28 protein-coding genes are annotated in these 25,856 nt (G+C 64.4%); 6 read left to right on the forward strand and 22 right to left on the reverse strand.

Going from position 1 to position 25,856, the window contains the following annotated elements; genetic code table 11:
* Positions 1–49: 49 nt before the first annotated feature.
* Genes thiO through CAG29_RS13690 form a run of 7 tightly spaced genes read right to left on the reverse strand, consistent with a single transcriptional unit; the run spans position 50 to position 6,815 of the window.
* Positions 50–1,150 (reverse strand): glycine oxidase ThiO, encoded by a 1,101-nt coding sequence (thiO, locus tag CAG29_RS13660; protein ID WP_085694646.1) that lies wholly within the window; start codon positions 1,148–1,150, stop codon positions 50–52.
* A gap of 56 nt (positions 1,151–1,206) precedes the next feature.
* Positions 1,207–1,608 carry a type IV pilin protein gene (locus tag CAG29_RS13665; protein ID WP_085584202.1) on the reverse strand — a complete coding sequence of 134 codons (402 nt, stop codon included), beginning with the start codon at positions 1,606–1,608 and terminating at the stop codon, positions 1,207–1,209.
* Positions 1,609–1,622: 14 nt separating this feature from the next.
* On the reverse strand, positions 1,623–4,712 hold the full coding sequence (locus CAG29_RS13670; RefSeq protein WP_085694647.1) for a pilus assembly protein: 3,090 nt from the start codon (positions 4,710–4,712) through the stop codon (positions 1,623–1,625).
* Positions 4,699–5,178, reverse strand: coding sequence for a PilX N-terminal domain-containing pilus assembly protein (locus CAG29_RS13675; RefSeq protein ID WP_085584199.1), 480 nt, complete (start codon positions 5,176–5,178; stop codon positions 4,699–4,701). Before CAG29_RS13675 ends, CAG29_RS13670 begins: the two co-directional genes overlap by 14 nt.
* Before the next feature lie 10 nt (positions 5,179–5,188).
* A complete protein-coding gene (locus tag CAG29_RS13680) occupies positions 5,189–5,899 on the reverse strand; it encodes a PilW family protein (RefSeq protein ID WP_085694648.1) in 711 nt (236 codons plus the stop codon).
* Positions 5,896–6,345, reverse strand: coding sequence for a type IV pilus modification protein PilV (gene pilV / locus CAG29_RS13685; RefSeq protein WP_085584195.1), 450 nt, complete (start codon positions 6,343–6,345; stop codon positions 5,896–5,898). Before pilV ends, CAG29_RS13680 begins: the two co-directional genes overlap by 4 nt.
* The gene (locus CAG29_RS13690) at positions 6,342–6,815 is read right to left on the reverse strand and encodes a GspH/FimT family protein (RefSeq protein WP_085584193.1); all 474 of its coding nucleotides are present in this window, start codon (positions 6,813–6,815) and stop codon (positions 6,342–6,344) included. Before CAG29_RS13690 ends, pilV begins: the two co-directional genes overlap by 4 nt.
* A gap of 140 nt (positions 6,816–6,955) precedes the next feature.
* Here CAG29_RS13690 and CAG29_RS13695 point away from each other — a divergent pair, with 140 nt between their 5' ends.
* Positions 6,956–7,525 (forward strand): GspH/FimT family pseudopilin, encoded by a 570-nt coding sequence (locus CAG29_RS13695; RefSeq protein WP_085584313.1) that lies wholly within the window; start codon positions 6,956–6,958, stop codon positions 7,523–7,525.
* Here the strand turns inward: CAG29_RS13695 and ispH are convergent.
* From ispH to murJ, 6 genes are all read right to left on the reverse strand, one after another.
* Positions 7,482–8,426, reverse strand: coding sequence for a 4-hydroxy-3-methylbut-2-enyl diphosphate reductase (gene ispH, locus CAG29_RS13700; RefSeq protein ID WP_085584191.1), 945 nt, complete (start codon positions 8,424–8,426; stop codon positions 7,482–7,484). The two genes, CAG29_RS13695 and ispH, sit on opposite strands and share 44 nt — an antisense overlap.
* 134 nt (positions 8,427–8,560) lie before the next feature.
* Complete coding sequence (gene fkpB, locus CAG29_RS13705; protein ID WP_085584189.1) at positions 8,561–9,013, reverse strand: FKBP-type peptidyl-prolyl cis-trans isomerase; 453 nt, start codon at positions 9,011–9,013, stop codon at positions 8,561–8,563.
* A complete protein-coding gene (gene lspA, locus CAG29_RS13710; RefSeq protein WP_085584187.1) occupies positions 9,006–9,518 on the reverse strand; it encodes a signal peptidase II in 513 nt (170 codons plus the stop codon). Before lspA ends, fkpB begins: the two co-directional genes overlap by 8 nt.
* On the reverse strand, positions 9,511–12,342 hold the full coding sequence (gene ileS / locus CAG29_RS13715) for an isoleucine--tRNA ligase (protein ID WP_085694649.1): 2,832 nt from the start codon (positions 12,340–12,342) through the stop codon (positions 9,511–9,513). Before ileS ends, lspA begins: the two co-directional genes overlap by 8 nt.
* A 13-nt stretch (positions 12,343–12,355) precedes the next feature.
* Entirely contained in the window at positions 12,356–13,294 is a 939-nt protein-coding gene (gene ribF / locus CAG29_RS13720) for a bifunctional riboflavin kinase/FAD synthetase (protein ID WP_085584183.1), read from the reverse strand.
* A gap of 129 nt (positions 13,295–13,423) precedes the next feature.
* Positions 13,424–14,962 (reverse strand): murein biosynthesis integral membrane protein MurJ, encoded by a 1,539-nt coding sequence (gene murJ, locus CAG29_RS13725; RefSeq protein ID WP_085584181.1) that lies wholly within the window; start codon positions 14,960–14,962, stop codon positions 13,424–13,426.
* A 252-nt stretch (positions 14,963–15,214) separates the two neighbouring features.
* Here murJ and rpsT point away from each other — a divergent pair, with 252 nt between their 5' ends.
* On the forward strand, positions 15,215–15,487 hold the full coding sequence (gene rpsT / locus CAG29_RS13730; RefSeq protein WP_085584179.1) for a 30S ribosomal protein S20: 273 nt from the start codon (positions 15,215–15,217) through the stop codon (positions 15,485–15,487).
* A 161-nt stretch (positions 15,488–15,648) separates the two neighbouring features.
* On the opposite strand, the gene CAG29_RS13735 is transcribed toward rpsT, so the two are convergent.
* From CAG29_RS13735 to rplU, 5 genes are all read right to left on the reverse strand, one after another.
* Entirely contained in the window at positions 15,649–16,113 is a 465-nt protein-coding gene (locus CAG29_RS13735) for a CreA family protein (RefSeq protein ID WP_085584176.1), read from the reverse strand.
* 11 nt (positions 16,114–16,124) lie between these two features.
* Positions 16,125–17,243: a glutamate 5-kinase gene (proB, locus tag CAG29_RS13740; RefSeq protein WP_085694650.1), complete on the reverse strand. Its 1,119-nt coding sequence runs from the start codon at positions 17,241–17,243 to the stop codon at positions 16,125–16,127.
* A gap of 123 nt (positions 17,244–17,366) precedes the next feature.
* Positions 17,367–18,590, reverse strand: a complete 1,224-nt coding sequence (gene cgtA / locus CAG29_RS13745) for an Obg family GTPase CgtA (RefSeq protein ID WP_085694651.1) — start codon at positions 18,588–18,590, stop codon at positions 17,367–17,369.
* A 193-nt stretch (positions 18,591–18,783) separates the two neighbouring features.
* A complete protein-coding gene (rpmA, locus tag CAG29_RS13750; protein ID WP_085584170.1) occupies positions 18,784–19,041 on the reverse strand; it encodes a 50S ribosomal protein L27 in 258 nt (85 codons plus the stop codon).
* A 35-nt stretch (positions 19,042–19,076) separates the two neighbouring features.
* Positions 19,077–19,388 carry a 50S ribosomal protein L21 gene (gene rplU / locus CAG29_RS13755; RefSeq protein ID WP_003228361.1) on the reverse strand — a complete coding sequence of 104 codons (312 nt, stop codon included), beginning with the start codon at positions 19,386–19,388 and terminating at the stop codon, positions 19,077–19,079.
* Between the two features lie 241 nt (positions 19,389–19,629).
* On the opposite strand from rplU, the gene CAG29_RS13760 reads away from it, so the two are divergent.
* The 3 genes from CAG29_RS13760 (at position 19,630) to CAG29_RS13770 (ending at position 21,560) form a co-directional block, all read left to right on the forward strand.
* Entirely contained in the window at positions 19,630–20,598 is a 969-nt protein-coding gene (locus CAG29_RS13760; RefSeq protein WP_085584166.1) for a polyprenyl synthetase family protein, read from the forward strand.
* 160 nt (positions 20,599–20,758) lie between these two features.
* Positions 20,759–21,100 (forward strand): zinc ribbon domain-containing protein YjdM, encoded by a 342-nt coding sequence (locus tag CAG29_RS13765; protein WP_085584164.1) that lies wholly within the window; start codon positions 20,759–20,761, stop codon positions 21,098–21,100.
* Between the two features lie 202 nt (positions 21,101–21,302).
* The gene (locus CAG29_RS13770; protein WP_085584162.1) at positions 21,303–21,560 is read left to right on the forward strand and encodes a hypothetical protein; all 258 of its coding nucleotides are present in this window, start codon (positions 21,303–21,305) and stop codon (positions 21,558–21,560) included.
* 128 nt (positions 21,561–21,688) lie between these two features.
* On the opposite strand, the gene CAG29_RS13775 is transcribed toward CAG29_RS13770, so the two are convergent.
* The 3 genes from CAG29_RS13775 to CAG29_RS13785 form a co-directional block, all read right to left on the reverse strand.
* A complete protein-coding gene (locus CAG29_RS13775) occupies positions 21,689–22,306 on the reverse strand; it encodes an FKBP-type peptidyl-prolyl cis-trans isomerase (RefSeq protein ID WP_085632290.1) in 618 nt (205 codons plus the stop codon).
* Between the two features lie 125 nt (positions 22,307–22,431).
* A complete protein-coding gene (locus CAG29_RS13780; protein ID WP_085584158.1) occupies positions 22,432–22,737 on the reverse strand; it encodes a DUF6482 family protein in 306 nt (101 codons plus the stop codon).
* 162 nt (positions 22,738–22,899) lie between these two features.
* On the reverse strand, positions 22,900–23,388 hold the full coding sequence (locus tag CAG29_RS13785; protein WP_085584156.1) for a TIGR00645 family protein: 489 nt from the start codon (positions 23,386–23,388) through the stop codon (positions 22,900–22,902).
* A 160-nt stretch (positions 23,389–23,548) separates the two neighbouring features.
* Between CAG29_RS13785 and CAG29_RS13790 the strand changes: the two genes are divergently transcribed.
* The gene (locus CAG29_RS13790; protein WP_085656236.1) at positions 23,549–25,369 is read left to right on the forward strand and encodes a hypothetical protein; all 1,821 of its coding nucleotides are present in this window, start codon (positions 23,549–23,551) and stop codon (positions 25,367–25,369) included.
* An 18-nt stretch (positions 25,370–25,387) separates the two neighbouring features.
* Here CAG29_RS13790 and CAG29_RS13795 read toward each other — a convergent pair whose 3' ends face one another.
* Entirely contained in the window at positions 25,388–25,705 is a 318-nt protein-coding gene (locus CAG29_RS13795) for a hypothetical protein (protein WP_085584152.1), read from the reverse strand.
* Between the last annotated feature and the right edge of the window lie 151 nt (positions 25,706–25,856).

Here is a 25,856-nt window from a genome sequence, read left to right on the forward strand (position 1 = left end):
GGTGCCTTGAGTGACGCCTTCGTCGGATCGCCGACGCCGCGAATGCCGGCTAGATCCGCCCCGCAGGCGCATACGGCGCCGGATCGATGATCGGCGCCCGCCCCAGCATCACATCGGCGAACAGCTGACACGACGCCGGCGCCAGCACCAACCCGTTGCGGTAATGCCCGCAGTTGAGCCACAGCCCCTCGAAGCCCGGCACGGCGCCGATGTAGGGAACGCCTTCCGGCGAGCCCGGCCGCAGGCCGGCCCAATGCCCCACCACCTCGGCGTCGGCCAGCGCCGGCAGCAACTCCACCGCCGAAGCCTTCAGGCTGGCCAAGGCCACGTCGGTCGGCGTCTTGTCGAACCCTTCGTGCTCCAGCGTGCTGCCGATCAGGATGTGCCCGTCGCGGCGCGGGATCGCATAGCGCCCCTTGGCCAGCACCATGCTCGGCAGGAAATCCGCCGCACACTTGTAGAGGATCATCTGCCCCTTGACCGGCTCCACCGGCAGCGTCAGATCCAGGGTCTTGAGCAGCTCGCCGCTCCAGGCGCCGGCGGTCAAAACCACCTGATCGCCCCGGATCACGCCCGCAGGGGTCTCTACGCCGACCACCCGCCCCCCTTCGCGCGCAAAGCCGCCGACCTCGCACTGCTCACGGATGCTGACGTTCGGCAGTGCCTGCAACGCCGCCTTCAGCGATTTGACCAAGCGCGGGTTGCGCACGTTGGCCACATCGTCCATGTAGACGGCCCGGGAGAACCCGCCGCCCAGGGCTGGCACCGCGTCATGGGCCGCCGAGATATCCACAGGCCGCAGCGGGCGCCCTTCCCGCTCGGCCCAGGCCAGCGCTTGCGCCTCGTCGTCCAGATCCAGCCAGTACAGGCCGGTGGTGTGCACTTCAGGGTCGACGCCGGTGGCGGCGAACAGGCGCTCGCCCAGCTGTGGATAAAAATCCTGCGACCAATGCGCCAGGGCGGTCACCGCCGGGCTGTAGCGCCACGGATAGAGCGGAGAAACGATGCCCCCGCCGGCCCAGGACGATTCCCGCCCCAGGTCCGAACGGTCCAGCAGCACCACGCTGCCCACCTCGTTGGCGAGGTTGTACGCGGTGAGCAGGCCAATCACCCCGCCACCGACAATCACCACTTGCTGTTGCCTGGTCATCTCTGTTCCAACCGTTAAATAGACAGCGGGCGCAAAGGGCGCCCCGATAAAGCGGCTCAGCGGCCCCAGCAATCCTTGGTGGTCAGCCCGGTGGTCGCGTTGTTCATGCTTCTCACGCCGGTGTTGGTGAGGGTGAAGTCCCCGCACTTGTCGGTGGCCATCGCCGTGCCGGCCTTGCGCGTCGCCGTCAGCAGGAAGGTCTGGTCGGTGATCGTCGGCGTGAGGGTGTAGAAATCGTTGCCGGCGCTCAGGCCGGTGACATTGGTGTAGACGTTGTTCTTCGAGTAGAAGCGCTCGAGGATCTGCGCCTGCTCCGACAGCAGCGACACCACTTCGCCACGGCGTCCCTTCTTCACGTACTCGGTGAGGCTCGGATAGCCGATGGTGATGACGATACCGATGATCGCGATCACGATCATGATTTCGATCAGGGTGAAGCCTCGGTGGGTTCTGCGCATGCCTCGGTTCTCGCTCACTGTAGTTGCCGCCACATGATGCGGCGGCTGCCGCCGCCGGATTTTTCCACCAGCGTGGTGATGGTGCCACTGGAATCGTTCACGACCTTGCGGCTCGCGCCGTTGACGATGGCGTTGAGGGTCGGAATGCCGCCGCTGAACACCACGCCGCTGGAGATCGTGTCGTTGGTGTCGACCACGCCGTCGGCGTTGGTGTCGAGCACCGCGTAGTTGAGCATCTTACCGCTGAACGCCTCGAGTTCGATGAGTTTGCCGGTGCCGAAGCTGGAACACGGGTCGGTGGTGTCGACGCTGGCGGTGGTGAACACGATCCGGCCCAGCACCAGGCTGGCCTGGTTGATCACCCGTTCGCCGGTCAGCACGTTGTTGTACACCAGCGGCAAGTACCAGCCTTTCTCCGCCGGATACGTCGTGTCGTTCTGGGAGGTGGTGACGAACTGACCTGAGCTGCCCGAGAAGGTGCCCGTGATGGATTGGGCCTGCAGGCTGCTCACCGTCAACTGTCCCGAGCCGCCGTCGGCGTCCCACACCGAATAGAACGCCTGCAGGTCCTTGTTGGTCTTGTCGGTGGTTTCGTTGAACTTGCCGGTGCCGACGAAGACCTGCTTGCCGCCCAGGGAATTGTCCGCCAGCAACGGTTGCGCGGTGATCGGCTGGGTCGCCCCGCCCGCCGTGGTGAACAGCGGCTTGCCGGAAAACGCCACGCCCCAGCTGTCGCTGGAGGCGGCGCTCAGGTCGAACTTCCACAGGCGCCCCTTCAGGTCGCCGCCGTACGCGGCCTGCACCACGTTCTGCGAGTTGACCTTGAGCTTGACCGACGACAGGCCGTTGGTGGTCTCGGTGGCGTCGACCACGATCTTGCGGATCAACGAACCGTCGCGCACATCCAGCACATACAGCGCCGCCACCCCGGAGTTGCTGCCGTAACCGTTGGCGATGAACGCCGCCCAGCGCCCGTCGGCCAGACGCGCCACTTCCGCCCGGGCATAGGCGTAGCCCAGATCGTTGAACACGTTCGATGCGCTGGCGGTGGACGGCGCGCTGACTTCCCACAGCCCCTTGATCACGTTGCCCGCCGAGGCGTCGTACAGCTGCAGCCCGTAAAAGGTCTTGCCGCCGGCGCCGGTACCGCCGATGGCCAGGGTTTTCCAGGCGGTGCCGAACTGCGCGTCGTACACGCCGACCTGGCCGTCCACCAGGAACTTGTGGCCGACGCCGTTGATGTAGGTCGGATCGGCGATCAGACGCAGCGACGGCAGCACGCTGGACGGCATGTAGGCATAGCGCCGGGTGCCGTTGGCCGAGTTGATGACGCTGACGAAACCGTCGTTGCCGTTCACCACCAGGCTGGCGTTCATGTTCGCCGCCTTGGCGGTCAGGTACGTGCTGTAGGAGGTGTCGCCCGACAGGTCGGACGCGGTTTTCTCCGAGGGCGACGCCAGCACCAGCGGCGAGTTGATGATGTCGCCCAGCAGTACGCTGCGCACCTTCAGGCCGGCTTTGTTGGTGCCCTTGCTCCATTCCACCAGATCGCTGCCACTGATGCCGGTGGGCAGGCCCTGGCCCAGGACGGTCTGCTGGGCGGCCGAGAAATTGCCGAAGGCCAGGGTGACGGCGGCGTTGGTCGTGGTGTTCCAGGACTGGTAGGTCGGTGCCGTGGCGCTGGGCACGATGGCCGTGTCGGTGCTCCACAGCACCGTCGACGTGTTCACCGCGCCGGTCGACGTGAACCCGAAGGACTTGATGGTGCCGCGCCAGTCCTTGGGGTCGTAGCTGGTCTGGAAGTAGCTGGTGCCGCTGGCCAGGGTGTTGCCGCTGGAGACCCCGCTGCCGCCGGAGCCGGCCTTGGAGGTGATGTCGCTCAGCGCGGCGGACAGCGCAGTGTTGAGGCCGGCGCTGTCGGTGGCCTGGTAGTACTTGCCCTGGCCGTAGCCGGCGGCGTCCGACAGCATGTCGTTGGCGGCGGTGAAGCCCACGGTGTAGGTGTTCATGTTCTGCTTGGGGAAGTCCGCCGCGTTCCAGCTCTTGCCCGCCGCGTCGGTGCCGGTGGAGCGCATGTCGATGTCGAAGGCGAACTTGGCGATATCGTCCAGGTACAGCGTATCGCCCTCGCCGTCGCCGTTGAGGTTGTCGCCGTCGTTGTTGACCCCGTCCCAGTTGGGCAAGCGGTTGCCGCCCAGAGGATCGTTGTTCGGGAAGGTGCGGTCGTAGGTCGGCAAGCCGTCGGTGATCACCACCCCGTAGTTTTTCTGGCAGCGGTACTGGATCGGGCTGGTGTAGGTGTTCGGCGTGCTGTTGTAGTAAGGCGCCAGGCCGCGCATGTAACGGGTGATTTCGTAGTAGGTCTCCGCCAGCGGCGTGTTGGCCACGGCGCTCAAGCCGTTGATCGAAGAAATCAGGGCGTTGTAGTTGCTGTCGGCCTGGGCCTGGGTGACGCTGCCGGACACCGGCGACAGGTCGCTGACCGAACGGGCGATGTAGCCGCCGTTGCCGGGGTTGTTGTTGGTGGCCGGGTTGAACGTCGCCAGGCCGATGCGCAGGGAGCGGTTGCTGGTGACCAGCGCGGTGGACACGTTGCGCGCGACGTTGATCCGGTAGTCGTTGGGGATCGCGCCCGTGGTGAAGTCGCGGTTGCTGCCGTTGGCCAACCCGACCACGTAAGAGATGTAGTCGCCCGAATAGCGCGTGTTGCCGCTGCCCACCGGATCCGGCAGCTTCAGGCACAGGGGCGTCAGCGAGTTGTTGTAGAACGCGTAGGCCCCGCCGGAGCAACCCGAGGTGGGCAGGCTCGACAGGAACACCGAGTCGCCTGTGATCGCCGTCGAGCTCAGGCACAGGCCTGCGAAGGCATTGCACTGCTTGGCCGGCGTGCGATCCACCGTCGGATCGAACCCCGCCGCGTAGATGATGCTGTTCATGCTCCCCGAATCGTCGATCAGCAACATCACGTTCGGCGGCACCGCCGCAGCGCTCAGCAGCGGCGAGTCGGACGGCGTGAAGGCGTAGGCCGGCGCCACCAGATACCCGCCGAGCAACAGCCCGGCCAACAGGGCCCGCCATGGCCGGCGCGGTTCAGTACTTGGCATAGACACTCTCCACCACGCTGCGCGAAGTGCCGGCGATGCCGACGGCCGTGACCCGGTACAGCGTCGCCGAGGTGTTGCTCGGCACATTGACGGCGGTCAGGGTGGTGCCGATGTTCTGCACGCCGTAGAACCCGCTGCCGGCGGCGATCCAGGTGACCCCGGACGAGGCGTTGAGCCCCGCCGCGCTGACCGTCGAGGACTCCGCCGGCGGCGCGCACTGGGCCGTGGTGGCGCACACCGCCAGCGAATAGCTGTCGAGCTGCACCGCGCTTTCGCCGATGCGCAGCGCCGCTTCGGCCACCTGGAACGACTGGTTGCGCAGGCTGACGCTGCCGGCCATCTTTTCCTGGAGGTTGGCGCTCTGCATCGACGACAGTCCGATCAGGGTCAACAGCAGCAGGAACACCAGGCTGACCAACAGCACCATGCCGCGCTGCGCCTGCGGGGGACGGAAAGGGATCGTCATCGGCCGGCCCTCATTGCAGGCGGTTGCGCAAGGCGGCAACCACGTTGAAGGTTTGGCTGCGCACCCGGTTGTTCGGGTCGGTGAGGGTCAGGCTCAGGCGCACGCTGCGGATGCGGGCCGGGTCGCTGGGGTTGCTGCTGTAGGTGGAGGCCGCGACATCCGTGGCGGACGCCGCCAGGCCGAACATGACGCTGAAGGCGCTGACGTTGTTGACCAGCGCCGACTGGGTCGGCGAGCCGCTGCCGGTGCCCATGAGTATCTGGTTGTTGCTGAAGCTGTAGACCAGGCGTCGGATCGGGAACGCGATCTGTCCGGACGCTGCGGCCCGCACGCCGGTGTAGGCCGTGGCGCTGTTGCGGCAATCGGAGAGCACCGTCCAGGTCGGCGTCCCGCCGCCGCCGACATCGGCGGTGACCAGGGTCAGCTTGAGGTTGGCGTTGTCCCAGCTGATCGGCGCGATCTGGCTGGCGTTGAAATCGCCGGCGGAGCTGGAGTCGGTGATCGTGCCCAGGCAGCCGAACATCCCGACCATGCGGATCTCCTGGATCATCTTGCTCAGCACGAAGCGCGCGTCCTCCTGCATGGCGGCGGCGCTGTTCTGGCTGGCGTAGGTGTTTTTCGCGGCGATGAAGATCTGCACCACGCCCAGCACCACGATCAGCCCCAACGCCAGGGCGACCAGCAGTTCGATCAGGCCGAACCCGAGATTGCGGCGCTTCATGGCGTGGCCACCGGATCGACGGCGGCGCGGCTGGTGAGCACGAAGCTGCGCTGGGCGGTCGCGGCGTTGGCGGCCCGGGCATCGCTCCAGGTGATGGTGATGGTGTACACCCGCTGGTTCAGCGTGATGGTGCCGGTGGCGGTGGGCCCGCCGAAACCTGTGATATTGGTGGCGAAGTCGTAGAGGTCCTGGTCCCGGGCCACGCTCAGGTTGCCCGAGGCCGGCGGCGTGACGGTGTAGTCGGCCGCGGAATTGGCGCGGATCCGGTCCATCATGTCGTAGGCGATGAAACTGGCCTGGCTGGCCATCCGCGAGCTGTCGGTGTATTTCAGCGCATTGAGCTGAACCGCCGCCGCCCCCAGCAACCCGACCGTCAGAATCAGCAACGCGACCAGCACCTCGATCAGCGTCATGCCCTCCTGTGCACCCTTGCTCCCTGCCCTCATCCGCAGCTTCCACCCAATTGGATTCGTCCGTTCAGACACACGTTCAGCGTCCTGCTTTGCGTTCCCAGCGTGTAGCTGATGACCACCGCCGTCGACGGCGCCGCCAGCCCGCCCAGATTGTTGAAATCCAGCGCGCTCACTCCTGAGGTTAGCGTCAGAGTCGCCCCGCTGCTCATCGCTGGAACAACCCGCAATACATTGGCCGGTGTCCCCGTGCTGTCGTAGACCGACAACTCGCCAGTCCAAACGCTGCCGCCGGCGGTCGGCCGGATCCGTGTGGTCACGCCGCGGTCAATCGCTTCGAGTCGCGCATAGTTGAGGGCCCGCTGCAGGTCGCCGACTTCGGTGTCGGCCTTGCTGCCCTGCACCGACCGTGTAAACGCGGGCACCGCCATCGTGACCAGGACCACGAACACGGCGACCGCCACCAGCAGCTCGACCAGCGTGAAACCTTTTGTACAACGATCCATCGATGCCCTCCGTAGCCGTCGGCTATACCTGATACACGCTAGAACATCCGGCCGGCCGGCGTCGGCCGATTTGCCCTGCCCGACGCCGGGAGGCGCCGCGCACCTGCTCCACGGAGGGAGCCTTCATGCCGCAACCTGTCATGCCGCAACGGGGCCTGAGCCTGGTCGAACTGCTCATGGGACTGGCGATCGGCGCAATTGTTCTGTCGCTGGTCGGCCCGGCGTTCGCCGCGCTCACGGAGTCCAGCCGCCAGGAACAGGCGGCGCGGTCTCTGCTCGAAGGCATCCGCAACGCCCGCACGCTGGCCATCACGCACAACCGGACCGTGGTGATGCACGGCATCGACGGCGACTGGGGCCGGGGCTGGCGGATCATTCTGGACAACAGCGGCAAGGGGCCGGAGGACAGCGGCAATCCGCTGCTGGTCGAGCATGCGAGCGACGGGAAGGTGCCGGTCGTCGGCAATTGGTGGGTCAGCCGCTATGTGCGGTTCAGCGGCCTGGGCCAGCCGCTGATGCCCGGAAGGTCGTTTCAGGCGGGGAAGCTGCACATTTGCTCGGCCCGGGAGCCGGTCAGCCGATGGCAGATCGTGCTGGCGGCGAGCGGCCGCGTGCGCCTGGCCGGCGAAAAGGCCGAGCAGGCGCTGTGCGGCAAGGCGCAGGGCGTCAGATCGAACGGACGCGCAGCTCTTTCGGCATCGAGAACGTGATGTTCTCCTCACGCCCGGCCAACTCGTCGGCGCCGGTAGCACCCCAGGCCTGCAGCTGCTGGATCACGCCGCGCACCAGCACTTCCGGGGCGGAGGCGCCGGCGGTGATGCCGATGCGCTCGACGCCTTCGAACCAGGCCTCTTGCAGGTCTTCGGCGCCGTCGATCAGGTAGGCCGGGGTGGCCATCCGTTCGGCCAGTTCGCGCAGGCGGTTGGAGTTGGAGCTGTTCGGGCTGCCGACCACCAGCACCACATCGCACTCGTCGGCCAGTTGCTTGACCGCGTCCTGACGGTTTTGCGTGGCGTAGCAGATGTCGTCCTTGCGCGGGCCGCCGATGGCCGGGAACCGGGTGCGCAAGGCGTCGATGACGCGGCTGGTGTCATCCATGGACAACGTGGTCTGGGTGACGAAGGCCAGCCGGTCCGGGTTGCGCACCTGCAGTTCGGCGACGTCCTGCTCGTCCTCGACGAGGTAGATCGCGCCGCCGTTGCTGGCGTCATACTGGCCCATGGTGCCTTCGACTTCCGGGTGGCCGGCATGGCCGATCAGGATGCATTCGCGCCCGTCGCGGCTGTACTTCGCCACTTCGATGTGCACCTTGGTCACCAGCGGGCACGTGGCGTCGAACACCTTGAGGCCGCGGCCGGCGGCTTCGCTGCGCACGGCCTGGGAGACGCCGTGGGCGCTGAAGATCACGATGACGTCGTCCGGCACCTGATCCAGCTCTTCGACGAAGACCGCGCCGCGGCTGCGCAGGTCTTCGACCACGAACTTGTTGTGCACCACTTCATGGCGCACGTAGATCGGCGGCCCGAACACTTCCAGGGCGCGGTTGACGATTTCGATCGCCCGGTCCACGCCAGCGCAGAAGCCACGGGGGTTGGCGAGTTTGATTTGCATGCTGTGCCTCGTGCCTTGCGCGCAAGAAATTGCGAATACAGTAAAAACCATTCAAAGGGGAAAGTCCCCTTCGAATGGGGAAGAACACGACGGGAGCGAGCCTGCCCGCTCCCGCACGGTCACTGCCCGATGACTCAGAGCGCCTTGACGGAAATGATTTCCACGTCAAAGGTCAGCGTCTTGCCGGCCAGCGGGTGGTTGAAATCGACGGTCACTTGCGCGTCGTCGAATTCCTTCACCACGCCCGGCAATTCAGTATTGGCCGCATCGTTGAAGATCACCAGCAGACCGGGCGACAGCTCCATGCCCGTGAACTGCGAACGGGGGATGACCTGCACGTTCTGCGGGTTCGGCTGGCCGAAGGCGTTCTCCGGCTCGATGGTCAGGGTGCGCTTGTCGCCGCCCTTGAAGCCGAACAGCGCCGCCTCGAAGCCCGGCAGCAGGTTGCCGTCGCCGACCTTGAAGGTCGCCGGGGCCTTGTCGAAGGTGCTGTCGACAGTGTCGCCGTTCTCCAGGCGCAATGCGAAGTGCAAGGTGACTTCGGTGTTCTGGCCGATGCGTTGCACGGCCGATACCTGTTCAGTCATGAACGGCCTCTTCGGTTTTCTTGGATTTGAACATGTCCAGTGCCAGCATCACCGCACCCACGGTGATGGCGCTGTCGGCGAAGTTGAACGCCGGGAAGTACCAGCGGTTCTGCCAGTGCACCAGGATGAAGTCGATCACATGGCCCAGGGCGATGCGGTCATACAGGTTGCCCAGCGCACCGCCCAGCACCAGCGCCAGGGCGACGGCCAGCCAGGTTTCGTTGCGGCCCAGGCGCTTGAGCCAGACCACCAGCACCGCACTGACCACGATGGCGATCAGCGCGAACAGCCAGCGCTGCCAGCCGGAGCTGTCCGCCAGGAAGCTGAACGCGGCGCCCGTGTTGTAGGCCAAGGTCCAGCTGAAGTAGTCGGGAATGACCACGATCTGCTGGAACATTTCGAGCTTGCCTTCGAAGTAGAACTTGCTGGCCTGGTCGATGACCAGCACCAGCACGCTCAACCAGAGCCAGCCCAGCCGTCCGAAACGGCCCACGGCATTAGGCATAGTGACGCACCTCGCCGGCGCCGCTGATGTTGTCCACGCAACGGCCGCAGATTTCCGGATGCTCCGGGTTCACGCCGACGTCTTCACGGCAGTGCCAGCAACGGGCGCACTTGGTGTGGTTCGACTTGACGATCTTCAGCTTCAGGCCGCTGACTTCGGTGGCCACCGCATCGGCCGGCGCCTGGGTGAACGGCGCGACGGCGGCGGTGGAGGTGATCAGCACGAAGCGCAGTTCGTTGCTCAGTTTGGCCAGGTCGGCGCTCAGGGCATCCTCGGCGAACAGGGTCACTTCGGCCTGCAGGTTGCCGCCGACGGCCTTGGCCGCGCGCTGGATCTCCATTTCCTTGTTGACCGCGACCTTCACTTCCATGATGCGATCCCAGTAGGCACGGCCCAGCTCGAAGCCTTCCGGCAGTTCGGTCAGCCCTTCGTACCAGGTGTTGAGCATCACCGATTCGTTGCGCTCGCCCGGCAGGTACTGCCACAGCTCGTCGGCGGTGAACGCCAGGATCGGCGCGATCCAGCGCACCAGCGCCTCACAGATGTGGAACAGCGCGGTCTGGCACGAACGGCGGGCCTTGCTGTCGGCGCCGGTGGTGTACTGGCGGTCCTTGATGATGTCGAGGTAGAAGCCGCCCAGCTCCTGCACGCAGAAGTTGTGGATCTTGGAGTAGACGTTCCAGAAACGGTATTCGCCGTAGCTTTCCTTCAGCTCGTTCTGCAGCAGCAGCGTGCGGTCCACCGCCCAGCGGTCCAGCGCCAGCATGTCTTCGGCCGGCAGCAGGTCGGTGGCCGGATCGAAGCCGGTCAGGTTGGAGAGCAGGAAGCGCGCGGTGTTGCGGATGCGCCGGTAGGCGTCCGCGCTGCGCTGCAGGATCTGCTCGGACACCGCCATTTCGCCGGAGTAGTCGGTGGAAGCCACCCACAGGCGCATGATGTCGGCGCCCAGGGTGTCGTTGACCTTCTGCGGTGCGATCACGTTGCCCAGGGACTTGGACATCTTGCGGCCCGCCTCGTCCACGGTGAAGCCGTGGGTCAGCAGCTCGCGGTACGGCGCATGGTTGTCGATGGCGCAGCCGGTCAGCAGCGAGGAGTGGAACCAGCCGCGGTGCTGGTCGGAACCTTCCAGGTACAGGTCGGCGCGCGGGCCGGTCTCGTGGCCCATCGGGTGCGAGCCGCGCAGCACGTGCCAGTGGGTGGTGCCCGAGTCGAACCAGACGTCGAGGGTGTCGCTGATCTTGTCGTACTGCGGCGCTTCATCGCCCAGCAGTTCGGCCGCGTCCAGCTTGAACCAGGCGTCGATGCCTTCGGCTTCGACGCGCTTGGCGACCTCTTCCATCAGTTCGACGGTGCGCGGGTGCAGTTCGCCGCTTTCCTTGTTCAGGAAGAACGGGATCGGCACGCCCCAGTTGCGCTGACGGGAGATGCACCAGTCCGGACGGTTGGCGATCATCGAGTGCAGACGCGCCTGGCCCCAGGCCGGCACGAACTTGGTCTCTTCGATAGCCTTGAGCGAGCGCTGGCGCAGGGTGTCGCCGGCGGTCGGCTGCTTGTCCATGCCGATGAACCACTGCGCGGTGGCGCGGTAGATCAGCGGGGTCTTGTGGCGCCAGCAGTGCATGTAGCTGTGGTCGATGACGGTGGTGTGCAGCAGCGCACCGACTTCGCTCAGCTTGTCGACGATGGCCGGGTTGGCCTTCCAGATGAACTGGCCGCCGAAGAATTCCAGCGACGGTGCGTAGACGCCGTTGCTCTGCACCGGGTTGAGGATGTCGTCGTTGACCATGCCGTATTTCTTGCAGGTCACGAAGTCGTCCACGCCGTAGGCCGGAGCGGAGTGAACCACGCCGGTGCCGGCGCCCAGCTCCACGTAGTCGGCCAGGTACACCGGCGACAGGCGGTCATAGAACGGGTGGCGGAAGTTGATCAGCTCCAGCGCCGAACCCGGCGCGGTGGCCAGCACGGTGCCTTCTACACCGTAACGGGACAGGCACGACTCCACCAGCTCTTCGGCCAGCACCAGCAGCTTGTCGCCGACATCGACCAAGGCGTAGTTGAATTCCGGGTGGACGTTCAGCGCCTGGTTGGCCGGGATGGTCCACGGGGTGGTGGTCCAGATCACGATGGCGGCCGGTTTGGCCAGCGACGCCAGGCCGAACGCGGCGGCCAGCTTGGCCTCGTCGGCGATCGGGAACGCCACGTCGATGGTCGAGGATTTCTTGTTCTCGTATTCGACTTCCGCCTCGGCCAGGGCCGAACCGCAGTCGAAGCACCAGTTCACGGGCTTGAGGCCCTTGAACACGAAACCGCCCTTGACGATTTCGGCGAGGGCGCGGATCTCACCGGCCTCGTTCTTGAAATCCATGGTCTTGTACGGGTTGGCGAAGTCGCCCAGCACGCCGAGGCGGATGAACTCGCTCTTCTGGCCTTCGATCTGCTCGGACGCGTAGGCGCGGCACAGTTCGCGGGTCTTTTCCGCGCCCAGGTTCTTGCCGTGGGTCACTTCGACCTTGTGCTCGATCGGCAGGCCGTGGCAGTCCCAGCCCGGCACGTACGGCGCGTCGAAGCCCGACAGGGTCTTCGAGCGGATGATCATGTCCTTGAGAATCTTGTTCAGTGCGTGACCGATGTGGATCGTGCCGTTGGCGTACGGAGGGCCGTCGTGCAGGACGAACTTCGGACGGTCCTTGCCAATCTCGCGCAACTTTCCGTACAGGCCAATACTGTCCCAGCGCTGCAGGATCTGCGGTTCGCGCTGTGGCAGGCCGGCCTTCATTGGGAAGGCGGTGTCCGGAAGGTTTAGCGTGGCTTTATAGTCGGTCATTTAAGGCTCTTCATTAGCGATGGGCGCTAGGTGCGGCGAGTGCACGGGCGGCGGCGACATCCGCGTTGATCGCCGTTTTCAGTGCCTCCAGGGAGGCGAAACGCTGCTCTTCACGCAGCTTTTGGTGGAAAACCACCGTCAGGCGCCGGTCGTACAGATCGCCGGCGAAATCGAGTAGATGGACTTCAAGGTGGGCCTTGCCGTCACCTTGCACCGTGGGCCGCACGCCGATGTTGGCGACGCCGGGCCAGGTCTTGCCGTCGATGGCGACGTCGACCAGGTAGACCCCGGTGAACGGCACGCGACGGCGCTTGAGCTGAATGTTGGCTGTGGGCGTACCCAGTTGCCGGGCCAGTTTCTGGCCGTGCAGCACGCGGCCGGCGATCCGGTACGGACGGCCGAGCAAACGTTCGGCCAGAGCGAAATCGGCGGCGGCCAGCGCGTTGCGCACCTGGGTGCTGCTGACCCGCAGGCCATCCAGCTCGACGGTCTGCGCGGCCTCCACGGTGAAACCGTGCACCTGGCCGGCCTGCAGCAGGAAATCGAAATCGCCGAGACGGTCGCAGCCGAAACGGAAATCGTCGCCGACCTCCAGGTGCTGCACGCCGAGGCCGTCCACGAGGATGGTGTCGACGAACTCGCTGGCGCTGAGCTTGCTCAGGCGCTGGTTGAACGCCAGGCACAGCACTCGGTCGACGCCTTCGGCGGCCAGCAGCTGCAGTTTGTCCCGCAGCCGGGCCAGGCGTGCCGGCGCCGTGTCCGGGGCGAAGAATTCCCGGGGCTGCGGCTCGAAAATCACTACGCAGCTGGGCACGCCCAACTCGAGCGCACGCTCGCGCAGCCGGCCCAGGATAGCCTGGTGACCCCGGTGCACACCGTCAAAGTTGCCAATAGTGGCGACGCAGCCCCGATGCTGGGGGCGCAAGTTGTGAAGGCCTCGAACCAGCTGCATAACGCGCTTCTTGCTCATAAAGTGGCCGATTATAACCACACCCGACGGCCGACGACAGGCAACACCGTCACCCAAAGTGATCGAGCCGACAAAACCGCCGGCCCGAACCGCAGCGCAGGGGCCGAAACCTCAGCCCAACGCCTTGCGGTTGAAGTCGCGCAGGCGGAAGCCCAACAGCAGCAGCATGCCGAAATATGCCACCACGCCCGCCACCACCAGCACGCCCAGGCGCAGGAAACGCTCCAGCATGTGCCCCTGATCCCAGGCCGGCATGAAACGCATGCCGACCAGCAGCACCAGCGACATCACCGCGACCGCCACCAGCAGCTTGAAGCCGAACGCGGCCCAGCCCGGCTGCGGCTGGTACATCTGCTGCTTGCGCAGCTGATAGAACAAAAGCCCGGCGTTCAGGCACGCGCCGGCGCTGATCGCCAGCGCCAGGCCGGCATGGGCCAGCGGGCCGATCAGCAGCAGGTTGAACAACTGGGTGACGATCAGGGTGAAGATCGCGATCTTCACCGGCGTGCGGATGTTCTGCTGCGCATAGAAACCCGGCGCCAGCACCTTGATCAGAATGATCCCGAGCAGGCCGACGGAATAGGCGATCAGCGCCCGCTGGGTCATCGCCGCATCGAAACCGGTGAACTGACCGTACTGGAACAGCGACACCGTCAAAGGCTCGGCGAGGATGCCCAGCGCCAGCGCGCACGGCAGCACCAGCACGAAGCACAGGCGCAGGCCCCAGTCGAGGATGCGCGAATATTCGTGGCGGTCTTTGTTGGCGTAGGTCTTGGCCAGGGTCGGCAGCAGGATCGTGCCCAGCGCCACGCCCAGCACGCCGGACGGCAATTCCATCAAGCGGTCGGCGTAGTACATCCAGGACACCGAGCCGGCCACCAGGAACGAGGCGAAAATGGTGTTGATGATCAGGGAGATCTGGCTGACCGACACCCCGACGATCGCCGGCAGCATCTGCTTCATCACCCGCCAGACACCGGTGTCGCGCAGGTTCAGGCGCGGCAGCACCAGCATGCCGATCTTCTTCAGGTGCGGCAGCTGGTAGAGCAGCTGCGCCAGGCCTCCGACCAGCACCGCCCAGCCCAGGGCCATGACCGGCGGATCGAAGTACGGGGTCAGGAACAGCGAAAACACGATCATGCTGACGTTCAGCAGCGTCGGCACGAAGGCCGGCACCGAAAAGCGGTTCCAGGTGTTGAGGATCGCTCCGGCCAGCGAAGACAGCGAGATCAGCAATATATAAGGAAAAGTCACCCGCAGCAGGTCGGAGGTGAGGCGGAACTTCTCCGGCGTATCGGCGAAGCCCGGCGCGGTGGCCCAGATCACCCACGGCGCGGCGAGCATGCCCAGCGCCGTGACGAGGGCCAGCACCAGGGTCAGCAGGCCCGAGACATAGGCGATGAACGTGCGGGTGGCCTCCTCGCCCTTCTGGCTCTTGTATTCGGCCAGGATCGGCACGAACGCCTGGGAGAACGCGCCTTCGGCGAAGATCCGCCGCAGCAGGTTGGGCAGCTTGAAGGCGATGAAGAAGGCGTCGGTCGCCATTCCGGCGCCGAACGTGCGCGCGATGAGCGTGTCGCGGACAAACCCGAGAACCCGGGAAAGCATCGTGATAGAGCTGACGGCGGCCAACGATTTGAGCAGATTCATTGAAGGAATGTGTGCCTGTCGATAAACAGCAGGCGAACTGTGCGCCCACTTGTGCGATACTCCGCGCCGCAACAGCACAGAGCCAAAGCTCGCGAGTTTACAGGTCATGCGCCGGAATGAAATATCCCGTCGCGTTATGCCTACCACTTAGCGGAACGTCTCAAGCGCCCTTGACAAGACATCAACTCATCGGCATGATTCGCGGCCTATTTTGTTTGCTATTCCCTAAAAAGTCTTTCGAGGAGCTCGACGGTGGCCAACTCACCTTCCGCCAAAAAACGTGCAAAACAGGCTGAGAAGCGTCGCAGCCACAACGCCAGCCTGCGTTCCATGGTTCGTACCTACATCAAGAATGTAGTTAAAGCCATCGACGCAAAAGACGCTGAAAAAGCTCAAGCTGCCTACACCCTGGCTGTGCCTGTCATCGACCGTATGGCCGACAAAGGCATCATCCACAAGAACAAGGCCGCTCGCCACAAGAGCCGCCTAAATGGCCACGTCAAGGCACTGAAAGCAGCTGCCTAAGCGACGTAGTCACTGAAAAACCGACCCAAGGGTCGGTTTTTTATTGCCTGCGATTTGGCGCATGCGGATGCAGAAAATGCTCGATCCTACCCTGCCGCGCCAACAGACCAGCCCCCACAGGTTCCGTGCCGCGCACAGCCCCTGCGGGAACCTCCGGATGACTACTGGGCAGGCGCCCACGGCAGGATCGGGATCGCCGTCACCGCATTCTGCGGACTGCCTTCGATCAGGCGGTCGCTGTAGACCAGATACACCAGGGTATTGCGCTTCTTGTCGAGGAACCGCACCACCTGCATGGTCTTGAACACCAGCGAGGTGCGCTCCTTGAACACCTCCTCGCCATCCTTCAGCTCACCCTTGAACCGAATCGGCCCGACCTGACGACAAGCAATGGACGCCTCGGCGCGATCCTCCGCCAACCCCAGGCCGCCCTTCACCCCACCGGTCTTGGCACGGGACAGGTAGCAGGTCACACCGTCGACCTTGGGATCGTCGAACGCCTCGACCACGATCCGGTCGTTGGGGCCGACGAACTTGAACACGGTCGACACCTGGCCGATCTCCTCGGCCGAGACCGCCAACGGCAACGCCATCAGCAGCCCCAACAGTCCTTTTGCAATCCGCATCGCACGCATCCTCACACCAGAATCAGGTTGTCACGGTGAACCAGCTCGGGCTCGGCCATGTAGCCCAGCAGGCCGACAATGGCATCCGACGACTGACCGATGATCTTCTGTGCCTCCAGGGCGCTGTAGTTGGCCAGGCCACGGGCGATCTCACGACCGTCCGGCGCCACGCAGACCACCATCTCGCCGCGGCGGAAACTGCCCTGCACCAACTTGACGCCGACCGGCAGCAGGCTCTTGTTGCCCTGAGACAAAGCCGACACCGCCCCGTCATCCAGCACCAGCGTGCCGCGGGTCTGCAGATGCCCGGCCAGCCACTGCTTGCGCGCCGCCAGCATGCCGCGCTCCGGCGACAGCAGCGTGCCGATACGCTCACCCGCCTTGAGGCGATCCAGCACCCGCTCCAGGCGCCCGCCGACGATGATGGTGTGCGCACCGGAACGCGCCGCCAGACGCGCCGCCCGCAGCTTGGTCTGCATGCCGCCGCGCCCCAGCGCACCGCCGGTGCCGCCCGCCACCGCATCCAGCGCCGGATCGTCGGCACGGGCTTCGTAGATCAGCCGCGCATCCGGATTGCTGCGCGGGTCGGCATCGAACATGCCGTCGCGGTCCGTCAGGATCACCAGCAGGTCCGCCTCCACCAGGTTGGCCACCAGCGCCGCCAGGGTGTCGTTGTCGCCGAAGCGGATCTCGTCGGTGACCACGGTGTCGTTCTCGTTGATCACCGGGATCACCTTCAGCTCGACCAGCGCGCGCAAGGTGCTGCGGGCGTTCAGGTAGCGCTTGCGGTCGGACAGGTCGTCGTGGGTCAGGAGGATCTGCGCGGTATGCCGGCCATGCTCGGCAAAGCTCGACTCCCAGGCCTGCACCAGCCCCATCTGGCCGATGGCGGCGGCCGCCTGGAGCTCGTGCATCGCACTGGGTCGTGCGCTCCAGCCCAGACGGCTCATGCCGGCCGCCACCGCCCCGGAGGACACCAGCACCAGCTCCACGCCCGCTTCGTGCAGGGCCACCATCTGCTCGACCCAGACACCCATTGCCGCACGATCCAGCCCCTTGCCGTCAGCCGTCAGCAAAGCGCTGCCGATCTTCACGACCCAACGCTGCGCACCTGTCACCTTGCTCCGCATCATCTTCAACCTTAGCTTGAGGGCAGCGCGACCCAGCGCCGCCCGTGACGTTATTTGTGGCTACCGTTTTCCAGATACCAAAACGCCGCTCGATTGAGCGGCGCTTAAGTTTACTGCAACGGATCAGTCGCGCACGTAAATGATTTCCGGACCGTCGTCGTCATCCACGTCGTCCTCGTCCCAATCATCGTCGCCGATGTCATGGACCGACTTCACGCCGCTGCGGCGCAGAGCGCGCTGATCATCCAGGGCCTGCAACTGGGCACGGGCTTCGTCTTCGATGCGCTGATCGAGGTCGGCCAGCTCTTCCTGGTAGGCCGGATCATTGGCCAGACGGTCGGCGCGGTCTTCCAGGTAACGCATGATGTCGCGGGTAAGGCGCTCGGTGCCCTCTTTGGCGATGGCCGAGATCACGTAGACCGGACCTTCCCACTGCAGGCGCTCGACCACTTCCTTGACCCGAGCCTCGTGCTCTTCCTCGAGGATCTGGTCGCACTTGTTCAGGATCAGCCAACGGTCGCGCTCAGCCAGCGAAGGACTGAACTTGGTCAGCTCGTTGACGATCACTTCCGCCGCATCCGCCGCGCTGCTTTCGTCCAGCGGCGCCATATCCACAAGGTGCAGCAGCAGACGGGTGCGCGCCAGGTGCTTGAGGAAACGGATGCCCAGGCCGGCGCCGTCGGATGCACCTTCGATCAGCCCCGGAATGTCGGCGATGACGAAGCTCTTCCAGCGGTCGACGCTGACCACGCCCAGGTTCGGCACCAGCGTGGTGAACGGGTAGTCGGCGACTTTCGGCTTGGCGGCCGACACCGAACGGATGAAGGTGCTCTTGCCGGCGTTCGGCAAGCCCAGCAGGCCGACGTCGGCCAGCACTTTCATTTCCAGCTTCAGGTCGCGCTGCTCGCCCGGCTTGCCCGGCGTGGTCTGGCGCGGCGCGCGGTTGGTGCTGGACTTGAAGCGGGTGTTGCCCAGCCCGTGCCAGCCGCCATGGGCCACCAGCAGCTTCTGACCGGACTTGGTCAGGTCGCCGATCACTTCCTGGGTGGACGAGTCGATCACCGTGGTGCCGACCGGCACGCGCAGGATCAGGTCTTCGCCCTTCTTGCCGGTGCAGTCGGTGCTGCCGCCGTTGGAGCCGCGCTCGGCATCGAAATGCCGGGTGTAACGGTAGTCCACCAGGGTGTTAAGGTTTTCGTCGGCCATCATGTAGATGGAACCGCCGTCACCGCCGTCACCGCCGTTCGGACCGCCGTTCTCAATGAACTTCTCGCGACGGAAGCTCATGCACCCGTTGCCGCCGTCACCCGCCTTCACGCGGATCGATACTTCATCAACAAACTTCATAACCAACGCCTCTCGCCGTACGGACGAGCCGAAAAACAATCAAGACATAAGACTCTTGCAAAGATGAGCGCAGCGACCCCAATACACGACCCGCATCGCACGCCGACAGCCCATACAAACAGCTTTGCAAGAGACTCATCCCACAAACGAAAAAGCCCCGTCGCAAGACAGGGCTTCTCCAGCATTCTCGCAATCAGGCTGCGACAACGCTCACGTAACGGCGGTTGAAAGCGCCCTTTACTTCGAACTTGATCACGCCTTCGATTTTCGCGAACAGGGTGTGATCCTTGCCCATGCCAACGCCGTAGCCAGCGTGGAATTGGGTGCCGCGCTGACGCACGATGATGTTGCCGGCCTTGATGGCCTGGCCGCCGTACATCTTCACGCCAAGTCGTTTGGCTTCTGAGTCGCGACCGTTGCGGGTACTACCACCAGCTTTTTTGTGTGCCATGAGTTCAATTCTCCTAGTGAGGAATTAGGCTGAAATTAAGCCTGAATACCGGTGATTTTGATCTCGGTGAACCACTGGCGGTGGCCCATACGCTTCATGTGGTGCTTACGGCGACGGAACTTGATGATGCGGACTTTATCGTGACGACCTTGGGAGATCACTTCAGCCTTGACGGTTGCGCCAGCAACAACAGGTGCGCCGATGTTCACGTCGTCGCCGTTGGCGACCAGCAGAACGCGGTCAAAGGTCACGGATTCGCCGGTGGCGACTTCCAGTTTTTCGATCTTCAGGTATTCACCTTCAGCGACTTTGTATTGCTTACCGCCGGTAACGATTACTGCGTACATGGTATTTCTCCGATAATCCTGCTCACCCAGCTCTTTATAGGAAGAGGTATTGGCTGGCATGGCTGCATGGGGCTGGAACGGCCCAAGTGCAATTGCGTAAGGCAGGTGCTGCCCAGGAAGTTCAGGGTGCGCGATTGTACGCAAGCCGCCGACGCCGCGCAAGGGGCCGTCCATCGCGCCTTGACACCTGCGGACGTGGGTCCTAGCATGCCGCGCAACCCTTCTGGAGCACCTGTCTCTGATGCAACCCCAAGCTTTCTACCGCGCGGTGGCGGACGATTTTAGCGCCGTCGACGGCATCATCAAGAAACAGCTGACTTCCCGCGTGCCGCTGGTGTCGAAAATCGGCGATTACATCACGTCAGCCGGCGGCAAACGCCTGCGCCCGCTGCTGGTGCTGCTGTGCGGCAAGGCCCTGGGCCGCGAGGGCGACGACCTGCGCCTGCTGGCCGCCACCATCGAATTCCTGCATACGGCGACCCTGCTGCATGACGACGTGGTCGACATGTCCGGCATGCGCCGCGGCCGCTCCACCGCCAACGCCATGTGGGGCAACGCCCCGAGCGTGCTGGTCGGCGACTTCCTGTACTCGCGCTCGTTCGAGATGATGGTCGAACTGGGCTCGATGCCGGTGATGAAGATCCTGTCCCAGGCCACGCGCATCATCGCCGAAGGCGAAGTGCTGCAGCTGTCCAAGGTGCGCGACGCCAGCACCACCGAAGAGACCTACATGGAAGTCATCCGCGGCAAGACCGCGATGCTGTTCGAAGCCTCGACCCACAGCGCCGCCGCGCTGGCCGGCGCCACCGCCGAACAGGCCGAGGCCCTGCGCACCTTCGGCGACCACCTGGGCGTGGCGTTCCAGCTGGTCGACGACCTGCTCGACTACAAGGGCGACGCCGACACGCTGGGCAAGAACGTCGGCGACGACCTGGCCGAAGGCAAGCCGACCCTGCCGCTGATCTACACCATGCGCGAAGGCACGCCGGAACAGGCGGCCCTGGTGCGCCAGGCGATCCAGAAAGGCGGCATCGAAGACCTCGAAAGCATCCGTGCGGCGGTCGAAGCCTCCGGCTCGCTGGACTACACCGCGCAGTTGGCCCGCGACTACGTGGCCCGTGCCATCAAGTGCCTCGAAGCGCTGCCTGCCAGCGAATACCGCGATGCGCTGGTCGAACTGAGCGAGTTCGCGGTCGCCCGCACGCACTGATCTTGCTGCCCCTGCGGGAGCAGGCTTGCTTGCGATAGCGTCATGTCAGACGCCATCGCGAGCAGGTCCGCTCCCGCAGTGCTTTGCATGCAATGCCCTGCTTCGCTTAAAACCCTATACAATGTGCGCCCTTTAACGATCCTCATACCAAGGAGCCTTAGTGAGCACGTTGCCACCCTGCCCGAAATGCAATTCCGAATACACCTACGAAGACGGTGCCCAACTGGTGTGCCCGGAGTGCGCCCACGAATGGTCCGCCAACGGTGAAGCCGACGCGGCATCCGAAGACACCGTGAAGAAAGACGCGGTGGGCAATGTCCTGCAGGACGGCGACACCATCACCGTGATCAAGGACCTGAAGGTCAAGGGCACCTCGCTGGTGGTCAAGGTCGGCACCAAGGTCAAGAACATCCGTCTGTGCGACGGCGACCACGACATCGACTGCAAGATCGACGGCATCGGCCCGATGAAGCTCAAGTCCGAGTTCGTCAGAAAGGTCTGAGCCCGCTGCCTGCCATCCCGCGCCCGACGCGGGATGGCGACCCCTCCCCCGCTTTCCCCTCGCCGCAACGCAATGGCCAAACGCCAGCCGTTTTGAACTTACGCAATCTTTACCCGCAAAAAAACGCAAACCGCCAATAGGCGCTTGCTATTTGACGAATAAGAATTATTCTCATTGAACCCTTTCAATGGAGATGAGAACCATGACTTATCTGATCGACGCCTGGCTGGACCGTCCGCACCCTTACCTGCGGATCCTGCATCGGGAAACCGGGGAAGTCTGCGCGGTGCTGGAAGAAGAAGCCCTGCATGAACTGCAGGATCAGGGCGACCTGGACGTCAGCGGCCTGAGTTCCAGCGAACCGCTGGTGCTCAAGGAGCTGGTGCGCAATCTGTTCCTGTTCTGCTACGCCCGGGCCTTGCGCCCGACCGGTGAATTGCACAACAAGATCGAAGTATGAAAACCACCGCAGGAACGGTGGGATCCAGCCAACTGACGATGGCATCCGCGCGGCCCCCAAAGAACCGGTCGATCCTATCGCCAGCAGGCTGGCTCCCACATTAGCCTGCCATCAAGGCAGGCCAGTCCTTACAGAACGTCGAGCAGCTCGACGTCGAACACCAGAACGCTGTGCGGCGGGATGCTGCCCACGCCTTGCGCGCCGTAAGCCAGCTCGCTCGGCACGTACAGACGCCATTTGCTGCCGGCATTCATCAGTTGCAGGGCTTCGGTCCAGCCGGCGATCACGCCGCCCACCGGGAATTCGGCAGGCTGGCCGCGCTCGTAGGAGCTGTCGAACACAGTGCCGTCGATCAGCGTACCGTGGTAGTGGGTGCGCACGTTGTCTTCACGGGTCGGCTTGGCGCCTTCGCCCTGGGTCAGCACTTCGAACTGCAGGCCGGAAGCCAGGGTGGTGATGCCTTCGCGCTTGGCGTTTTCGGCCAGGAACGCACGGCCTTCGCCGGCGGCGGCTTCAGCCTTGGCAGCGGCTTCGGCTTGCATGATCTCGCGGATCACCTTGAAGCTGGCGGACATCTCTTCCTGGCCCACACGGCTTGGCTGGCCGGCGAACGCGTCGGTCAAGCCGGCCAGGATCGCGTCCAGGCTGACGCCCGGTGGCGGGTTGTCGCGCAGCTGGTCGCCCAGCTGACGGCCGATGCCGTAGCTGACGCGGGTTTCGTCGGTGGACAGATTTACTTCGGACATGACACTGCTCCGCTGTGCGGACGGCCCGGGACTGGCCGTGCATGCACAGCGCGTCCCGGCGCGCCCGGAACCAAAAGGGCGAGCAGACTAGCACAGATGCCCAGGCTTTGATCGGATCGCGGGCGCTACAGCGCCGAGCGCCACGCCAACGGCACTTTCAGGCTTTCCTCGCCGCTGGCGCCGAGACCGCACATCTCGTCGTGCACCGAGGTGTGCACCAGGTTGAACGGCAGCACCGGGAAGTTGTGCAGCAGATCCCGGGCGTGCTCCACCGAACGCAGCGTCAGCATCTGCCCATCGGTGCCGCTGAGCGGGTACGCCGCGCCGTGCATCCGCGCCTCGAGCAGATAGATTCCGCCCTCCATGGAGATCAGGTTCAGTTCATCGACCTTCCTGGCGACGGCAAACGCATTCAGCTCTTGCAGGTTCATGGGCGCACCTCACGCGACGGCGGGTCTGGACGCCTACAGGGATAGGCTTCGGCACGACAAAGCACAAGCCATGAACGAGACCGCCCGTCTGTTTTGCAACGGACGGGCGGTGTTTTTCCTGCTTGAAGAGGGAAGCCGTCGGGCGAGCTTCCCCATCGCGACTCAGTGCTTGGTCACTTTGTCCAGATAACCCATGGCGAACGCCGAGACCACGAAGGTCATGTGGATGATCACGTACCACATCAGGTGTTCGGGGTCGACGTTCTTGGCGTCCATGAAGATGCGCAGCAGGTGGATCGAGGAGATCGCCACGATCGAGGCCGCCACTTTCATCTTCAGCGACGAGGAGTCCATGGTGCCCAGCCAGTTGAGCTTTTCCTTGCTGTCGTCGATGTCCAGCTGAGAGACGAAGTTCTCGTAGCCGGAAATCATCACCATCACCAGCAGGCCGCCCACCAGCGCCATGTCGATCAGCGACAGCAGCACCAGGATCAGTTCCGACTCGGCCATCTCGAACACGTTGGGGATGACGTGGAAGACTTCCTGGAAGAATTTCAGCGCCAGCGCCAGCAGCCCGAGGGACAGACCGAAGTAGATCGGCGCCAGCAGCCAGCGCGAGGCGTACATTGCGTTTTCGACAAAGCGTTCCATTGAATCTCACACAAGGGGTTGTAATCGGCGGCGAGTATACCAGCCCCCCGCGAGCGCCAGAAACCGCCCGGAAATCCGCCACCTGCGTGTGTGTGTCAAAGTTTTTCTGCTAGTGTCCAGATCATTGACAGCCCCGCGACAGTGGACAGGACGACTGGAAATGGATGTGCGCTTGCCGATGACGACTGCCGGAATGTGCCTCGCTCTGCTGCTGGGCGGCTGCTCGCCGGACGACGAAAAGCACGGCCCGAGCCTTGAGGAAAAGACCGCGCAGTTCGAACAGTCGCTGGACGCCATCACCGACCCCAAGCTCAAGGACGCCGTGACCGAACTCGGCGGTTCGCTGCTGCTGCTCGAACGCGCCCGGCGGCGGCTCGACGGCCAACCGGCCAAGACCGAGTACGGCGAAGACGCCCTCGGCGCGCTCAGGCACTACCCCACGCCCCAGGCGCTGGTCGATACGTTCATCGATGGCCTGTTCGTGCTGCGCAAGGACGTCGGCTCCGACTACCTCACCGATCTGCAGCCGGTGTTCCCCTTCAACCTCAACATCCCCGGCGGCTTCCTGTTCCCCCACGGCGTGCAATGGCAGTCGGTGACCTTGAGCGACAAACGGGTGATCGCCTGGCAAACGGAATGGTCGGAGACTGACCCGGGCATCCAGCTCAGCCCGTCCAGCTCCACCCCCGACGACCTGACCCTGTCCTACCCCTTCATCGAAGGCCTGGACATCGACCGCAAGAGCCAGCCGCAGCCGGTCAGCCTGCTGGGCGAGATCGAGGTCATCGCCCCCGGGCGCCTGCACGGCTTTGACCTCGGCAAACAGGACATCGGCCAGACCCGCACCGACGGCAATCTCAGCGTCACGCTGCTCAAGCTTGAGAAGAACTACGCCGAAGTCGAATTCAGCAACAGCCTGCCCCTGGCCCCTGAGGTCGGCGGCACACCGCTCAACCCGATGATCGTCCAGGCCCGCGACGCCACCGGCCAATACCTCAAGCGCGCCGGGTCGATCAACGAGAGCCCGGAGCAGGTCGCGTTCTACCAGGAACAGCTGGCGCACCTGCAGCAGCAAAAGGCCTGGAGCGACGCTCTGGAGAAACAGCTCAACGACGGCCAGAGCGCCTTCGAGCGCCAGCACCCGCGCCGCTACAACAAGGTGTACTTCCATGGCCCGGTCGAGACCCTCGAAGTGAGCGTGCTGGACTTCTCGAACGTGAGCGTGACCCGCAAGCCGCTGGATCTGCCGGTGCGCCACCTGGATCCGCACACCACCGCGAAGGCGGTGCAGCCACTGGACCTGCCGGTGACGGTGTATGACGACCAGGCCGCGGACTGGCTCAAGGGCGCGGCCCTGACCGAGCAGCAGCTGAAGGACAGCATCCGCATCCGCCAGTCGGTGGAGGAGCCCAGTGCCGCCCGGATCGAGTTCGATCACCGCAAGACCTTCAACGACGAACTGCTCGGCGAGGACTTCAGCCCCGGCGACAGCCCGGTGACTTTCTTCACGCAAAAGCGCAACGGCGAACGGGACGAGCCGATCGAACTGCCGCCGGAGGCGTACCAGGTCGATCCGCTGTCGGGCACGATCACCTACGATCTGAACCTGTTCCCGGAAACCCCGGCGTTTGCGGTCGGCTCCATGCCGCTGTTCCTGGCCACGGTGGAAAAGCAGACGTTCGACGCCAAGTCCTTGCCCAAGGGCCTGGACATCCGCAACAACATGCTGGTGGTGGATCTGAAGCGGTTCGCGGCCGACCAGTGGCGCTTCTTCGTCAAGGACGGCAGCGGCCAGTACCTCAAGCAGATTCTTTCGGTCAGCCACGACGCGGGCGCAGAGGGCCCGGCGATCTTCGGCGTGCACTACTTCTACGGTCGTCCCACGCAGGTGGAAACCTACCGGCGAACCGACCTCGCCACCGTGCAGTACGGCTTTGAGGTCAAACTCGACAAGGCTCAGGCACCGGGCACGGCCCCCTGAGCCCCGGAACCGGCAGGCTCAGTTGAGGCTGCGGCTGCGGCCGCCGTTGATCTGCCGCAGTTGGGCTTGCAGGTGCAGGCTCCAGATCTGCGGATCGTCGGCCAGCTCATAACCGTGCATCGTGAGGCTTTCGACGATGGTGTCGAGGATCGACTCGGCGGCGACCGGCCCGTGGAAAGGGCCCTGGGCCTTGATGGCGGAAGGTTGTTCGCCGGCCATGCCGGCGGCGAAGAGCAGCGTCCACATGCCGGTGTCGCCGGCCAGGGGCTTGATGGCGCATTCGATACGGGTCACAAGACCCAGGCACTGACGGGTGAGGCAGAGGTTGCGCGACATGGCGGCGACCCTCGGTGAAGCCGGTGTTCAACCCTCAAGGGAAGGCTGTTTCGATCCAGTGATGCTCTCGATGTCCTTGAGCTGAGAATAGAAGAAAAGTCGTCTGCGCCAACCGGATACGACCAGAAGGCGCCGAATGGTCATTGTGTGA

Origin of the sequence: Pseudomonas sp. B7(2017) (assembly GCF_002112745.1) — a bacterium.
Classification (GTDB): domain Bacteria; phylum Pseudomonadota; class Gammaproteobacteria; order Pseudomonadales; family Pseudomonadaceae; genus Aquipseudomonas; species Aquipseudomonas ekonensis.